Annotated in this window: 13 protein-coding genes; 8 read left to right on the top strand and 5 right to left on the bottom strand. The window is 67.2% G+C overall.

Features of this window, described 5'->3' with window-relative positions:
- Positions 1–160 precede the first annotated feature (160 nt).
- Complete coding sequence (locus tag GO986_RS03905; protein WP_157457947.1) at positions 161–1,240, bottom strand: HD domain-containing phosphohydrolase; 1,080 nt, start codon at positions 1,238–1,240, stop codon at positions 161–163.
- A gap of 87 nt (positions 1,241–1,327) precedes the next feature.
- Entirely contained in the window at positions 1,328–2,557 is a 1,230-nt protein-coding gene (glyA, locus tag GO986_RS03900; RefSeq protein ID WP_198170384.1) for a serine hydroxymethyltransferase, read from the bottom strand.
- 111 nt (positions 2,558–2,668) lie between these two features.
- On the opposite strand from glyA, the gene GO986_RS03895 reads away from it, so the two are divergent.
- Positions 2,669–3,106 carry a DUF6210 family protein gene (locus GO986_RS03895; RefSeq protein ID WP_369409126.1) on the top strand — a complete coding sequence of 146 codons (438 nt, stop codon included), beginning with the start codon at positions 2,669–2,671 and terminating at the stop codon, positions 3,104–3,106.
- A 162-nt stretch (positions 3,107–3,268) separates the two neighbouring features.
- On the opposite strand, the gene GO986_RS03890 is transcribed toward GO986_RS03895, so the two are convergent.
- Entirely contained in the window at positions 3,269–4,732 is a 1,464-nt protein-coding gene (locus GO986_RS03890) for a potassium/proton antiporter (protein ID WP_157457944.1), read from the bottom strand.
- Between the two features lie 126 nt (positions 4,733–4,858).
- Positions 4,859–6,187 (bottom strand): motility-associated ABC transporter substrate-binding family protein, encoded by a 1,329-nt coding sequence (locus GO986_RS03885; RefSeq protein WP_157457943.1) that lies wholly within the window; start codon positions 6,185–6,187, stop codon positions 4,859–4,861.
- 27 nt (positions 6,188–6,214) lie between these two features.
- Between GO986_RS03885 and GO986_RS23195 the strand changes: the two genes are divergently transcribed.
- The 6 genes from GO986_RS23195 to GO986_RS03860 all read left to right on the top strand — a co-directional run bounded on the left by GO986_RS23195 (position 6,215) and on the right by GO986_RS03860 (position 11,517).
- Complete coding sequence (locus GO986_RS23195) at positions 6,215–6,349, top strand: hypothetical protein (protein ID WP_255449197.1); 135 nt, start codon at positions 6,215–6,217, stop codon at positions 6,347–6,349.
- Between the two features lie 73 nt (positions 6,350–6,422).
- Positions 6,423–7,442 carry a phenylalanine--tRNA ligase subunit alpha gene (gene pheS, locus GO986_RS03880; RefSeq protein WP_157457942.1) on the top strand — a complete coding sequence of 340 codons (1,020 nt, stop codon included), beginning with the start codon at positions 6,423–6,425 and terminating at the stop codon, positions 7,440–7,442.
- Positions 7,439–8,149: an aspartate/glutamate racemase family protein gene (locus tag GO986_RS03875; RefSeq protein WP_369409125.1), complete on the top strand. Its 711-nt coding sequence runs from the start codon at positions 7,439–7,441 to the stop codon at positions 8,147–8,149. The genes pheS and GO986_RS03875 overlap by 4 nt, the downstream gene beginning before the upstream one ends.
- Positions 8,146–8,544: an NUDIX hydrolase gene (locus GO986_RS03870; RefSeq protein ID WP_369409124.1), complete on the top strand. Its 399-nt coding sequence runs from the start codon at positions 8,146–8,148 to the stop codon at positions 8,542–8,544. Before GO986_RS03875 ends, GO986_RS03870 begins: the two co-directional genes overlap by 4 nt.
- Positions 8,545–8,765: 221 nt before the next feature.
- Positions 8,766–8,987 (top strand): endonuclease domain-containing protein, encoded by a 222-nt coding sequence (locus GO986_RS03865; RefSeq protein ID WP_232337385.1) that lies wholly within the window; start codon positions 8,766–8,768, stop codon positions 8,985–8,987.
- A 73-nt stretch (positions 8,988–9,060) separates the two neighbouring features.
- The gene (locus GO986_RS03860) at positions 9,061–11,517 is read left to right on the top strand and encodes a phenylalanine--tRNA ligase subunit beta (RefSeq protein ID WP_157457940.1); all 2,457 of its coding nucleotides are present in this window, start codon (positions 9,061–9,063) and stop codon (positions 11,515–11,517) included.
- Between the two features lie 23 nt (positions 11,518–11,540).
- On the opposite strand, the gene GO986_RS03855 is transcribed toward GO986_RS03860, so the two are convergent.
- Entirely contained in the window at positions 11,541–12,530 is a 990-nt protein-coding gene (locus GO986_RS03855) for an NUDIX domain-containing protein (protein WP_157457939.1), read from the bottom strand.
- 29 nt (positions 12,531–12,559) lie between these two features.
- Between GO986_RS03855 and GO986_RS03850 the strand changes: the two genes are divergently transcribed.
- Positions 12,560–13,786: a lipid-A-disaccharide synthase-related protein gene (locus GO986_RS03850; RefSeq protein WP_369409123.1), complete on the top strand. Its 1,227-nt coding sequence runs from the start codon at positions 12,560–12,562 to the stop codon at positions 13,784–13,786.
- Positions 13,787–13,901 lie beyond the last annotated feature (115 nt).

Below are 13,901 nucleotides of genomic sequence, written 5' to 3'. Positions count from 1 at the left end.
GTGGGTTGTGGGGAGTGGGAAAAGCGGGGGTGCGGCCAGGCAGGCGCCGCCTTCTCTGCGAGGCGACCGGGAGAGAAGGCGAAGTTCTCCCCGTGCCGAGCCCGCAGAGCGGCAAAGAACATCCTCTCCAGCCCTTCCTGGGGGTGTGTGGTCAGGCTCTTTAAGCCTGGACACGGTGCAGGACGCCGGTCAGGGCGCGGACCACATGCGGGTCAAAGTGGGTGCCACTGGCGGCCTGCACAAAGTTCAGGGCGTCGTTGGCGGTCCAGGCAGCCTTGTAGGTGCGCGCGCTGGTCAGGGCGTCAAACACGTCGCATACGGCAAAAATGCGCGCCGTCAGCGGAATCGCCTCGCCGCGCACGCCCTGGGGGTAGCCGGTGCCGTCCCAGCGTTCATGGTGCGCCGCAATGACATTCAGGGCCTCGCCGGGGAGGAAGGGCAGCTGCCGGGCCAGATTGACGCCTTCTTCTACATGGGTGCGCATGCGGTCGCGCATGTCACCGGTCAGGGGGCCGGGGCAGTGCAGGATCTCGTCGGGCAGGCTCAGCTTGCCGATGTCATGCAGGTAGGCGCCCCAGCGCAGGGCGCACAGGTCGCCCTCGGCCAGGGATAGCGCCTGACCCACTTCTACAGCCAGGCGGGTCACGCGGTCGGTGTGGCCGTGGGTCTCGGCGCTGCGGGCTTCTAGGCACAGGCCCAGGGCCCGCAGGGCGTGTTCATGGGCTTCGCGCTCGCGTTCTTCGGCGTCCAAGCGGGCCGCCAGCAGGGCCATGACGCCCGTGACGCTGCGCACCAGCGCCTGCTCGGGGGGGCGCCAGTGTTGCGGGGTAGAGGCCAGCAGCAGCAGCGCGCCGATCAGCCCCCCGCTCCGGTCATGAATGGGCGCGGCAATCAGCGAGCACACGCCGGGAAAAGCGAAGGTGCGCGCCGCCGGGTGACTGCGCACGTCGGAAATAAAGACAGGTTCGGGCGAGCGCCGCAGGGCGCCCAGCAGCGGCAACTGCGGCGACAGCCCCCGTGGGTGCAGGCCCGGTGGCAGGCGGCCACTGGCGGTGCGGGCGCGGTACACGTTGTCCGGCGCCCACCACTGGTAGTAACCGGCCCCCTGGGCGCCAGTGTGCGTGACCAGGGCGTCCAGCACCGGCTGCATGGCGCTGCCCAGGTCCGGCGCCGTCAGCCCCAACCGCGTGAGCCGTAAGGTCAGCTCCGCGAAGTCGCCGGTGACGTCGGCCGCAGTCATGGTGCTGTTCACTATGACACATTGAAGAAAACTTCACAAAAAGGGGGCGGGGCCCTGAGACCCCACCCCCTCTCTAGTCGGCGCCGCTCAGGGCAGAGGAAAGCCGCCAGCGAAAGCGTGAACCTCGGCCTGCACGTCCTCGCCGGCCAGGGCGCGGTGAATCAGGTCCGCCACGACCGGCATGTGCCCTTCGGTCATGCCGCGCGTGGTCACAGCTGGCGTGCCGATGCGGATGCCGCCGCCGTGCAGGATTTTCTCGGTGTCGTACGGCAGGGTGGACTTGGAAATCGTGATGTGGTTGGCGTCCAGCCGCTTGGTGGCCTTGGTGCCGTTCAGCCCCTGAGGACGCAGGTCCAGCACCAGCAGGTGATTGTCGGTGCCGCCCGAGACCACGCGGTAGCCGAGGTCCTGAAAGGCGGCGGCGAGTGCCTGCGCGTTCTTGATGATCTGCGCGGCGTAGGTCTTGAATTCGAGCGTCAGCGCCTCGCCGAAGGCCACTGCCTTGGCGGCGATAACGTGCTCCAGCGGGCCGCCCTGGTAGCCCGGAAAGACGGCGCGGTCAATCTTGGCGCCCAGCTCGGGGTCGTTGCTGAGGATGATGCCGCCGCGTGGCCCGCGCAGGGTCTTGTGGGTGGTGCTGGCAACCACGTGGGCGTGGGGCAGCGCGTTGGGATGCAACCCCGCTGCAATCAGGCCCGCAATGTGGGCCACGTCGGCAAACAGAATGGCGCCCACTTCGTCGGCGATGTCTCGGAAGGCAGCAAAGTCGATGGTGCGGCTGTAGGCGCTGGCCCCGGCAATGATCATCTTGGGCTGGTGCTCGTGGGCCAGGCGGCGCACTTCTTCCAGATCAATCAGCTCGGTCTCGGGGTTGACCTTGTAGCCCACAATCTTGTAGCGCAGGCCCGAAAAGTTCACGGGGTTGCCGTGGGTCAGGTGACCGCCGTGCGACAGGTCCATGCCCAGCACGGTGCTGCCCGGTTCAATCAGGGCGTTGTAGACCGCTAGGTTGGCGCTGCTGCCCGAGTGCGGCTGCACGTTGGCCCACGCGGCGCCGAACAGTTCCTTGACGCGGTCAATCGCCAGCTGCTCAATGCGGTCCACGACCTCGCAGCCGCCGTACCAGCGCTTGCCGGGGTAGCCCTCGGCGTACTTGTTGGTCACGATGCTGCCCTGGGCCTCACGCACCGCCGCCGAGGTGAAGTTCTCACTGGCAATCAGTTCCAGGCCCAGCCGCTGACGCTCGGCTTCCTGGGCAATCAGGTCGAAGACGGCCGTGTCGCGCGGCTGGGCAGGGGGCTGGGCGGTGCTGGTCATAGGGTCACGGTAACACCGCCGCATGTGCGGGCCGGGCGGCGTGTCTTTGCAGGGCAGACGTGGGCGGGGGCGGATTGAAAAAGCAGAACTGCCTGGACAGCATGACTGAGCGTGAAGAACGAACTGGCCTATATCTTTCTTGACCCAGACGGCGCTGAGGGTTCTGGCGCCGCCGTTGTGGTGCAGGCGCCGACAGGCGTGACGTACGCCAGTCAGGTCGGTGGTCATGCCAATGAGGCACGAAGCGTTGAGGGCTTCGCTGTCCCGGTCTTCACTCCTCAGCATGTGCAGGCGCTGGTGCGAATGTTTGGGCGCTACCACGGCAATCCGCCTTATCCGGGTACGCCCTTCAACGGGTGGACGGAAAAAGATTTAAATGACCTCTCCGACATCGTGGCCCAGATTCCGCTCTGGCGCACCACCAGGGCTAGCGATGAGCGGGCATTCCTGGCCTTCGACCGAACCCGCCTGGATGAGCTGACCGAAGCCTGGATGCCAGTGCTGACCGCTTACGGCCCAGGCATTCTGATTCACGAGAACTGTGACTGATACAGGTTCCGATTGAAACGCTTGCAAAAGCGGTTCAATCCGAGCGGAGCGAGCAGGAGCGAAACGGGTTCCGGGCGTGGAGCCGACAAATCGGCTCTTTTGCGATTTGTCGGCGGAATAGACGGAATCCGTATGATACGCGAGGGGGAAAAGGCCCAGGATTTACGTTGACGTGCCCAGCGTCCCCCGCACCTCCTGCAATTCCTCATCACCCGCCAGCACCAGCACGCTGTCGCCAGCCAGCAGTTCGGTGGCCCCCTTGGGAATCAGGAATTCGCCCGCGCGGTGAATCAGAATCACCAGGGCCTCGGGCGGCAGGTGCAGGTCCACGATGCGCGCGCCGTCGGCGCGGCTGCCGTGCATCACCTCCACCTCGACCATCTCGTTTTTATTGTGGCCGGTGGGGGTGTAGGAAATCGGATAGGTAGCGCGCGCCGGAATCTCCTCGCGCACCCGCAGCCAGCGCGCCACTAGGGTCAGGGTCGTGCCCTGAAGCAACACGCTGGTCAGCACGATAAAAAACACGATGTTAAAGAGGGTCTGCGCCTGCGGCACCTCGGCCAGCAGCGGAAAAGTGGCCAGCACAATCGGCACCGCGCCGCGCAGGCCCACCCAGGCCACCATGCTTTTCTCGTTCAGCGGCATCCTGGCGTTGGCCAGCCCCAGATAGACGCTGACTGGCCGCGCCACGAAGACCAGCACCAGCGCGCAGGCCAGTGCCAGCCCGGCGGTGGGCAGCAGTTCGCTGGGGCTGACGAGCAGGCCCAGGGTCAGGAACATGCCCACCTGCATCAGCCACGAGAGGCCGTCGTGAAAGTTAATCAGCGAGCGCTTGTGAATAAAGTCGGCGTTGCCCAGAATGACGCCTGCGATGTAGATGGCCAGAAAGCCGCTGCCGCCCGCCACCGCTGTGCCCGCAAAGATGGTGAGCGCCAGCGCCAGGGTCAGGACCGAGTACAGGCCTTCAAACTGCAGCTGCACGCGGTTGAGCAGCCACAGGGCGCCGCGCCCCAGCACCAACCCGAAGACGGCGCCCAGCACCATCTCTTCTAAAAACAGAGGTGCGATGCTCAGGACGCCGCGCTCGGGGTGGGCGATGAGTTCCAGAATGCCCACCGTCAGAAAGACGGCCATCGGGTCATTGCCGCCCGACTCGAATTCCAGCAGGGGGTCAATGTCGCCCTTGAGGCCCAGGTTGCGTTCCTTGAGGACTGAAAAGACGGCGCTGGCGTCCGTGCTGCTGACGATGGCGCCCAGCAGCCACGCGGTCAGCCAGGAAAAGCCGAAGGCGTAGTGGGTAAAGGCCGCCATGACCCCGGCCGTCACCAGCACGCCCACCGTGGCGAGACTCAGGCCGCGCTTGACCACCGGCTTGGTTTTGGCCCAGTTGGTGTCCAGGCCGCCCTGAAACAGGATGAAACACAGCGCCACCGTGCCCACCGCCTGCGCCAGCCCGTAATCCTGAAACTGGATGCCCAGGCCGTCGTTGCCAAACAGCATGCCCACGCCCAGAAACAGCAGCAGCCCCGGAATGCCCAGGCGGCCCCCCAGGCGGCTGACCACCAGGCTGATGATGAGCAGCACCCCGGCGGCCAGCAGGTAGGCTTCGGCGTGAACCTCACCCATGCGGGTGACCCGGACGGGTAGGCAGGATCGTGAACACAGTCATAGCGGCATGGTGGCATGCGTCTGGGCGCTCAAAAAGAACGCGGACCCCCAGGACAGAGGGCCACCCAGAAAGTTTAAGGTTTCTTAAAGGTCGCCGGCCAGCCAGCGCACCACGTTCTTGCCGAGCGCCGCGTTGCTCAGGTTGGGCCAGTTGTTGTACTGGCCAGTGCTGCCATCGGAGTAGGTGTTGTCGCCAAAGGTGCTGCTGTCGCCCCACATGGCGACCCGCCCCACGCCGACGCTGTTCACGGCCAGGTAGGTTTTGCCGCCTGCACCCATCAGCGCGGTGCCTGCCCGCACGTCTACGCTGGTCCCCACGTAGACGCCCGCGCTGCTCACCCCGTTCAGGATGGGGTGCGAGGTGGCCGGCGTGGCGGTGTACACCGGATCGCTGAAGCTGGAGTTGAACGACGCGCCCAGGCCAAACAGGGTGTCGGTGTCCAGGCTCTTCTGAAAGGTGCTGCCTACGCTGGCGGGCGTGCTGCCGTCCCACCCGTTAAAGACTTCTGGGCTGTCCCAGCCGTTATTGTTGCGGTCGCTGGTGCGGTGGTCGGTAATCAGGAACAGCCCACCGCCGCCCTGCACGAACGCCTGAATGGCCGCGCGTTCGCTGTCGCTGAAGGGATTTTGCGGTTCGGGAATGACCAGCACCGAAGCGCCGGAGAGATTCGTGGAGGTGATGGCGCTTCCAGTGACCGAGGCCACGGTGTACCCCAGGCCCCGCAGGGCGCCCGCATAGTCGCTGTAGGCCCCGTCAATGCGCCAGTCGGCGTTGCCTGCATCCTCGGCCTTGGTGAGGTCAAACAGGACCTTCTTGCCGGTGCCGCCCCCGGTGCCCCCGCCGTTCGCCGTGCCGGGCGTGGCCGCCTGCACCTTGAAGTCGGCGCTGTTCGCCCCGGTGTCCTGGCCGTCCGGCACGCGGGCCAGCGCCTTGCCGGCCCCGGTGGTGGGGGCCGGGCTGCCCTCGCCCCGGCCTGCGCTGGGGCTGCCGTAAGCCAGGGCGTCCACCACGGCGCCGCTCCTGAGCAGGCGCAGGCTGCCGCTGCCATTGTTGAGGTCGGCGCCTGCAGCTATCATCGTGCGGCCCGGCACCGTGCTGTCCTGCGCCAGCACGTAATACCCGCTGGCCGGAATGTTGCCCGAGAGGGTGATGGTCCGGTACTGCGTGCCCGCTGTGTCGAAAGCCGCCAGGCTGTAGCCGCTCAGGCTCTTGCCCGCAGGCCCTTTCAGTTCGATGAAGGTGCCCGTATCGGTACCCGGTGCGTCGAAATAGACCTCGTTGAGGACAGGTTCGCCGGCCGCCGCCAGCGGGGCCAGGGCCGGCCCGGTGGGGGCGCGGCCACACGCCGACAGGACCATAGATAGGGACGCCAGCAGCACAAGGCCGCGCCGAAAAGGCAGATTGGATTGCATCGGACCTCTATTCTCAGGGTGAATGTAATGAGTGTGTCATTTGGCGGGTTGGGTCAGCCCAGCGGTTTCTTCATGCACGCCCTATCTGCTACCCTGGGCGGCATGACACCCCTGGCCGGTCCACGTTCGCCGTTTTTCGGCCCTGGGGTGGTGCTGACCTGAGCCCCAGGTCCAGCGCGTCGCCCCGCCCGCACCCTTGCGAGGCGGGGTTTTTCTTTGGTCCGCAGGAGGACACATGCAGCACGAAGCCGTGAGTGAGATTGCCGCCGCCGCCAGCCTGGACGTTTTGCAGGCGGTCAAGACGAAGTACGTGGGCAAAAGTGGTCTGGTCACGAAGGAACTGGGCACCCTGGGCAAATTGCCCCCCGAGGAGCGCAAGGCCCGTGGGGCCGAAATCAATGCGGTGCGCCAGGCGATTCAGGCCGCGCTGGATGAGCGCGAGGCGACCCTGAAGCGCGAGGCGCTGGACGCCAAGCTGGCCAGCGAGGCCATTGACGTGACCCTGCCGGGTCTGCCGCTGCCAGCAGGTGGCCTGCATCCGATTAACCGCGTGTACGACGACCTCGTGAACATCTACGAGCGGCTGGGGTACACGGTGGTCGAAGGCCCGGAAGTGGAAGACGAGCACCACAACTTCGAGGCGCTGAATGTGCCCTGGTATCACCCCGCGCGCGACCTGCAAGACACCTTCTGGCTGGAAGACGGCCGCCTGCTGCGCACCCACACCAGCCCCATGCAGATTCGCTACATGGTGGACCACGAGCCGGACCTGAAAATCGTGGTGCGCGGGAAGGTCTACCGCTACGAGGCCACCGACGCCACCCACGAGAGCATGTTTCATCAGCTTGAAGGGTTGGTGGTTGGGGACAACATCAGCATGGCCGACCTGAAAGGCACCATTGCCGAGATGGCGCGCGGCCTCTACGGCGCGGGCGCCAAAGTGCGCTTTCAGCCCAGCTATTACCCCTTCGTGGAGCCGGGCGCCGACTTTGCCGTGTACTGGGACAACCCGCGCGGCGAGAGCAAATGGCTGGAACTGGGCGGCTGCGGCATGGTTCACCCCAACGTGTTTAAAGCCGTGGATGATCTGCGCGAGGCGGCGGGCAAGCCGCGCGTGTACGAGGGCAAGACCGGCTTCGCCTTTGGCCTGGGCCCCGAGCGCATTGCCATGCTGAAGTACAAGATTCCCGATATTCGGTATTTCTATGCCAACGACCCGAGGGTGATTGGGCAGTTCCGGGGGGAATTGGGGTGAGTGCCGAGCGCCTCTTGGGTGTCCTGGGCGGCATGAGCTGGACCAGCACCGCCGAGTATTACCGCCAGATCAACGCCGCGTATGCCGGGCGCCGGGGTGGCCTGCATTCGGCGCCCCTGCTGATTCATTCCTTTGACTTCGCCCAGGTGGTGGCCCTGCAACAGGCCGCCGCCTGGGATGAGGCCGCCGAGCTCCTGGGTAACGCCGCCCAGGGCTTGCAGGCGGCCGGCGCGGGCGCTCTGCTCATTGCCACGAACACCATGCATCTGGTGGCGCCGCAACTGGAGGCCTGGCTGGAGATACCGCTGCTGCACATCGTGGACAGTACCGGCGCGGCTCTGAAAGCGGCGGGCATTGAGCGGGTGGGGCTGCTGGCGACGGCCTTCACGATGGAACAGCCTTTTTACAAGGAGCGCTTGCGTGAGCGGTTCGGCATAGAAACGCTGGTGCCAGAGGCCCCCCAGCGCGCCGAGGTTCACCGCGTCATCTTCGACGAGCTGTGCCGCAACGACATCCGCGCCGATTCCCGCGAGCGCTACCGCGCGGTGATGGCCGACCTGGCCGCTCAGGGGGCGCAGGGCATCATCCTGGGCTGCACCGAGATTCCGTTACTGGTGGGCCCAGAAGACTCACCTGTGCCCACCTTTGACACCACCGCCCTGCATGCTCAGGCGGCGGTGGAGTGGCTGCTGGGAGGTGCGGCGTGAGGCCCCGTTCCGTGGGCATCCTCTTCAACGACCAGGGGCAAGTGCTGCTGATGCTTCGCCGCAAAGAAGGCCGCGCCTACGCCACCCTGCCCGGCGGCGGCATCGAGGGTGAAGAGACCCCTGCCGAAGCCTGCGTCCGCGAGATGTTAGAGGAAGTGAATCTGACGGTTCAGGTGGAGCGCGAAGTGCTGGTTCTAGAGAATCTGGGCAACCGCGAACACTACTTTCTGGTGACGTGGCAGGGCGGCGAGATGCGCCTGGGCGATGGCCCCGAGGGTGTACGTCACAGCGAAGCCAACTCGTATGAACCTGCCTGGGTCAGTGTGGAGCAGCTGGACGCCGTGAATCTGGTACCCGAACAGGCGCGGGGGCTGGTGCGGGGATTGGCGGGGTGACGCGGCGGGCGCCCCCTCCCCAACCCTCTGCTGCGCAGCTCTCTGAGTCCCCCCTGAAGGGGGAGGGAGTCAAAAGATCTGGCGGCGGTTCTTGGGAACGTACCAGTCCCTTTACGGAAATTGCCCGCGCCCTGCGTAAACGGATGACGCCCGAAGAACTCTTGTTCTGGCAACAGCTGCGCCGCAAAGCATTAGGCGTCAGTTTCCGTCGGTAGGAACCAATGGGCCGGTACGTCGCCGATTTCGTCTGCTATGAACGCCGGTTGGTGATTGAACTGGACGGCAGCCAGCACCTGAACAGCCCTGAAGATCAGGCCAGAGATGCCGACATGCTGGCCCACGGCTTTCTGCCCCTGCGCTTCTGGAACAACGAGGTTCGCACCAACCTGCCCGGCGTACTGGAACGAATTCAGACGGCTCTGAACGACCGCACACCAAGCTAAGGCCCGCCGCCCTTCTCCCTCCCCCTTCAGGGGGGAGGGCCGGGGTGGGGGCAATCCCACCGAGGTCCCCTCTATGAACATCCCCTACTCCTGGCTCAAAGAACTTGTTCCCGCCCTGCCGCCCCTGACTGAACTGGAACCTGTGTTTGCCCAGCTGGGCCTGCCGCTAGAAGGCGTCGAAGACGTGCCGGCGCCGCCCGAAGGTGTGCTGCTGGTGACCGTCACGGCCGCTGAGCAGATAGAAGGCACTCAGCTGACCAAGCTCACCCTGGACGCTGGCCCCCACGGCGAGCGCGTGATTGCCAGCGGCGCCCCCAACGCCGTAGGACTGCCCGCCGGCACGATGGTGGCCCTGGTGTCGCCCGGCACCACGCTGGGCGGCATGACCTACGGCGTGCGTGCCCTGCAAGGCGTGGAGTCCTGGGGCATGGCTGCTAGCGCTAAAGAGTTGGGCGTGGGCGAAAGCAGCGCGGGCCTCATGCTGTTCCCGGCGGGCACGGCCAAGCCTGGTACCCCTATGCAGGAGCTGTGGGCCGCCGACCAGGTGCTGGACGTAGAAGTTACGCCCAACCGCGCCGATGTGCTGAGCGCCCTGGGCCTGGCCCGCGACCTGGCCGCGTTCCTGAAGCTGGACCTGAACGAGCCGCCCTCTGGCCCCGCTGCCAAGGGTGAAGGCGAGATTCGCGTGTCGCTGCCCGACAAAGGCCGCGTCATTGAGCGCGACCCGACCCAGAAGCTACGCTTCGGCTGCGACCATTTCGTGGCCCGGACGGTCAGCGGCTTGCGCAACGGCCCCGCGCCCCTGTGGATGCAGCGCCGCGTGACCCTCTCGGGGATGCGCTCGATTGACCTGATTGTGGACACCAGCAATTACGTGATGCTGGAACTGGGTCAGCCCACCGCGCTGTACGACCGCCGCGACGTGGCAGGCGATCAGATTCTGGTGGCGTTTGGCCGCCGTCAAGGCGAGACGGTGCACGACCTGATGGGCCACGAGCAAACTGTAGGACCCGAGGACCTCCTCATTCTGGACGGCCAGGAACGGCCCATTTCCACGGTGGCTGAAGCCTTTGAGAACGCCAGCCAGCCGCAGCCCGGTCAGGGCGTGCTGGGTATCGCGGGCATCATGGGGGGCGATCACGGCCACGTGCGCGCCGATACCACCAACGTCGTCGTTGAGGTCGCTCACTTTGACCCGGTGCTGCTGCGCCGCACGAGCACCCGCCTGAGCCTGAAAACCGACGCCGTCTACCGCTACGAGCGCGGCGTGGACCCCCTGCTGCCGACCCGCGCCGCCGCGCGCCTGGTGGGCCTGCTGGGCGAGGCCGGCGGCACCGTCCACCCCGGCGCCACGGTGGTGGGCCAGCCAGAGGTGCCGGGCCGCATTGAGGCCACGGGCACCCAGATTCGCGCCCTGCTGGGCATGGATGTGAGCACTGCTGAAATGCGGGACATCCTGACTCGCCTGGGCTGCGCGGTCGAGGGGGAGGGCGACCAGCTCAGCGTGGTGCCGCCGTCGTGGCGCATTGACATGGCCATCTGGCAGGACCTGGCCGAGGAGGTGGCGCGGCTGCACGGCTACGCCCATCTGCCCGAACAGCTGCCCACCCTGCGCGTCCACGAAAGCAATGTGGGGGCAGAGCGCGAAGGGGTGGCCCGCGCAGGGCTGCGCCGCACGCTGGCCGGACTGGGCTTTCAGGAGGTCGTGACCTACACCTTCACCAGCGACGAGGAAGCTGGGAAGGCCCGCGCCGAGCAGCCTGGTGTGCGCCTGCGCAACCCCCTGACCGCTGACCGCACCGGCATGCGCACCGCGCTGTACCCCAGCCTGCTGAAGGCGGCGGCCATGCAGACCGGTGGCGAGCGCACGCTGCTGTTCGAAATCGGCCGCATTTTCCCGGCCAGCGGCGAAACCGAGCGTCTTGGCCTGCTGATGCGCGGCCCGCTGGCCGCCAAAACCCACGAGGCCGGGGTGGCGGGCGATTTCCGCGCTTTCCGTGGTCTGGTTGAAAGCCTGGCGGGCACGCTGGGCGCAGGGCTGGAGGTGCAGCAACTGCGCGGCGCAGCGGTGCCGCCGGCCCTCCATCCCGGCATTGCCGGTGAGGTCGTGTGGAACGGGCAGTCCGTGGGCTGGCTGGGCGCCCTGCATCCAGAAATCGCGCAGGCGTTCGGCCTCAAGGGCGAGACTTTCTTGCTGGAAGCGGCTCTACCCCTGCCGGGCCGCGAGTGGGCCTTCCGCGACCCCAGCCGCGCCCCGGCAGCGTGGCGTGACCTGGCGGTCATTGCGCCGCAGGCCGTCAGTTACGGCGAGGTGGCGGCGGCGCTGCGGCAGGAGGGCGGCCCCCTGCTGCAACAGGTTGAGCCCTTTGACGTGTTTGTGGGCGAGCAGATTGGCGCGGGCAACCGCTCGGTGGCGGTGCGCCTGACCTACCAGGGCGAGCGGACCCTGACCGAAGAGGAGATTGACGGCGTGTTCCAGCGTCAGATTGCGGCTGTGAAGGCCCAGGGCTGGAGCATCCGCGAGCGGTAAACAGGGAAGAGGGCGAGGGGGGGTCAGCTGTTTGGCTGGCTCCTCAGCTTTTTCCAGTACCGCAAATTGGCCTGAATCAGTGCGCCGCTCAGGTCAGCGTCGTCTGGCAGCTCATCCACACCGAACCAGCCCACCTCCAAAACCTCGCCGGGCTGCGGGGTCAGGGTGCCGGTCACGCTGTGAGCGCGGTACAGCACCGACACGTAGTCCACCACGTCGCCGTTCGGGGAGGTGAAGCGGTATTCGGGTCCGGCGAACATCTCCAGTGGGTCCAGGCGGGCGGCGGTCAGGCCCGTTTCTTCGAGCAGTTCCCGCGCCGCCGTTTCTGCGAAGCTCTCGCCGGGTTCCAGGTTGCCGCCGGGCAGGGTCCAGCGCCCGGTGTGCCCGCAGCGCAGCAGCAGGATTCGCCCAGCTTCATCCGTCACCAGCACATTGGCCCCAGGCGCAAACCAGGGCCGGTGGCCAATTACTTTTCGCAGGTCCAGTAAAAAGTTGCCGGGTGGCGGTGGGGGCGGCGTGGGGTGCAGTGGCAGCGGTGGCAGCCCTGCCCAGCTGCGCAACAGGCTCATAGACTGTCTGTTGGCGTTGTTGCTCAGCATCGGCAGGTCGTCCAGAGCGAACCAACGCAGCTCCAGGGTTTCGCCGCTGTCGTCGGGCTGGGCGCCGTTCAGGGCCTCGGCCGGGAGGGTGCCGTGCGCCCGCATCCCCACGATGTAAAGCTCGTCGCCGTGGGGGTAGCGGTGGTACAGCTCAGGGCCACTTTGCAGGCCGCCTGGCAGGGGCAAGAGGCGCAAAGTGGGGCAGGTCAGGCCCGTTTCTTCCAGAAGTTCGCGCCGCGCGCCGGTCAGAAAATCCTCGCCCGGTTCCAGGGCGCCGCCGGGTTCGCTCCACAGGCCGTCGTCGCCCCGGCGCTGCAGCAGCACGCGCCCGCTTTCGTCCTGAAGCAGCACGCCCACGGCCGCGCCAATCAGCGGGCGTGTGCCCCAGACCCGCCGCAGTTCCATGAGACTCATGGCCGCCACCCTACGCTAGCCTGCGGGGCGTGGCGAGCACTTTTCGGCGAACAGACGCGACCCTGCTGGTGTCCAATGGGTACGCCGAGGATCTGATCGGGGCCAGACTGGCGCGCGAACTGGCGCGGGCTGGGCGCGGGCCGGTGCTGGCCCTCCCGCTGGTGGGGCCGGGCGCGGCGTATGCGGGGACTGCCGAGCTTCAGGGTCCCCATCTGGCGCTGCCTTCGGGCGGCTTTCCCTTTGGCAGCCTGGCAAACCTGCGCGCGGACGTACAGGCGGGCCTGTTGACCGTCTCGCTGCGGCAGTGGGCGGCGGCGCGGCGGCTGGGAGGGCAGGTGGCGCGGGTGGTCGTGGTGGGGGACACCTACGCGCTGGCGGTGGGCACCCTGGCCGCGCGGGTGGTGGCGCGGCCAGCTGGTCGGGCAGCTGGCCCCCGCCTGCCGCTGACGCACCTTCAGCCGCTGGTGTCGTCGTTCTACGCGCAGGGCATGACCCCGGCGGCCCACCTGCGCGAACTGAACGCCCTGGGCGCCAACCTCTTTATGCCCTGGGAGGTGGCCCTGGCCCGGCGGGCGCGGCGGGTGTACACGCGGGACCAGCCCTCGGCCGTTCACCTGGCCCGGCGCGGCGTGAATGCCGCGTACCGGGGCGGGTTTGCGATGGATGTGCTGCCCGAGCCCGAACGCGACCTGGGGCCGCTGCTGGACGGGCGCCTGGTGCTGGCCCTGCTCCCCGGCCAGCGCGGGGACGCGGCGTTTTCCCTGCCAGTCATGCTGGAGGCCGCCGCGCAGCTCCCCGCCTGGCAGGCCGCCGTGGCCTTTGCCCGCCCATTTGCCGAATTGCCGCCGCTACCCGGCTGGACGGCTGGCCAGGTGGACGAGGCGACCCTGTGGCTGCGGCGCGGCGAGACGCGGGTGCTGGTGCTGCGCGGCGCTTTTTCGGCGGTGCTGCACCGGGCTGCCCTGGCCCTGGGGACAGCCGGCACGGCCAACGAGCAGGCGGCTGGGCTGGGCGTCCCCGTCGTTGGCTTCCCCACGCCAGGGCCGCAGTACGTGGCGGGGTTTGCCGCGCGGCAAACGCGCCTGCTGGGCCAGGCCCTGACTGTTACGGCGCCGACAGCGCAGGCGGTCGCCGCTGCGGTCCAGAGCCTTGGCACTGACCTGACCCGGTTCCAGGCGGCGCAAGCGGACGGCCGCGCCCGGATTGGTCGGCCGGGCGCGTTGACTGCTGTGGCCGCCGAGTTGGACGAGAACTAAGACTGGGCCGAGAAGAACTCTGGTTCCTAAAAGATGAAGAGGGCAGCTGGGCAAGAGTGAGATGTGGCGCTCAAGTCTTCTCTGTACGGGTAACCGAAGCAGCGGTCTGGATGCC

The sequence above is a fragment of the Deinococcus arboris genome (assembly GCF_009755355.1).
GTDB classification, from domain to species: Bacteria; Deinococcota; Deinococci; order Deinococcales; family Deinococcaceae; genus Deinococcus; species Deinococcus betulae.
Note: the sequence above shows the minus strand (reverse complement) of the source record. Positions and strands in the feature narration are given on the sequence as shown.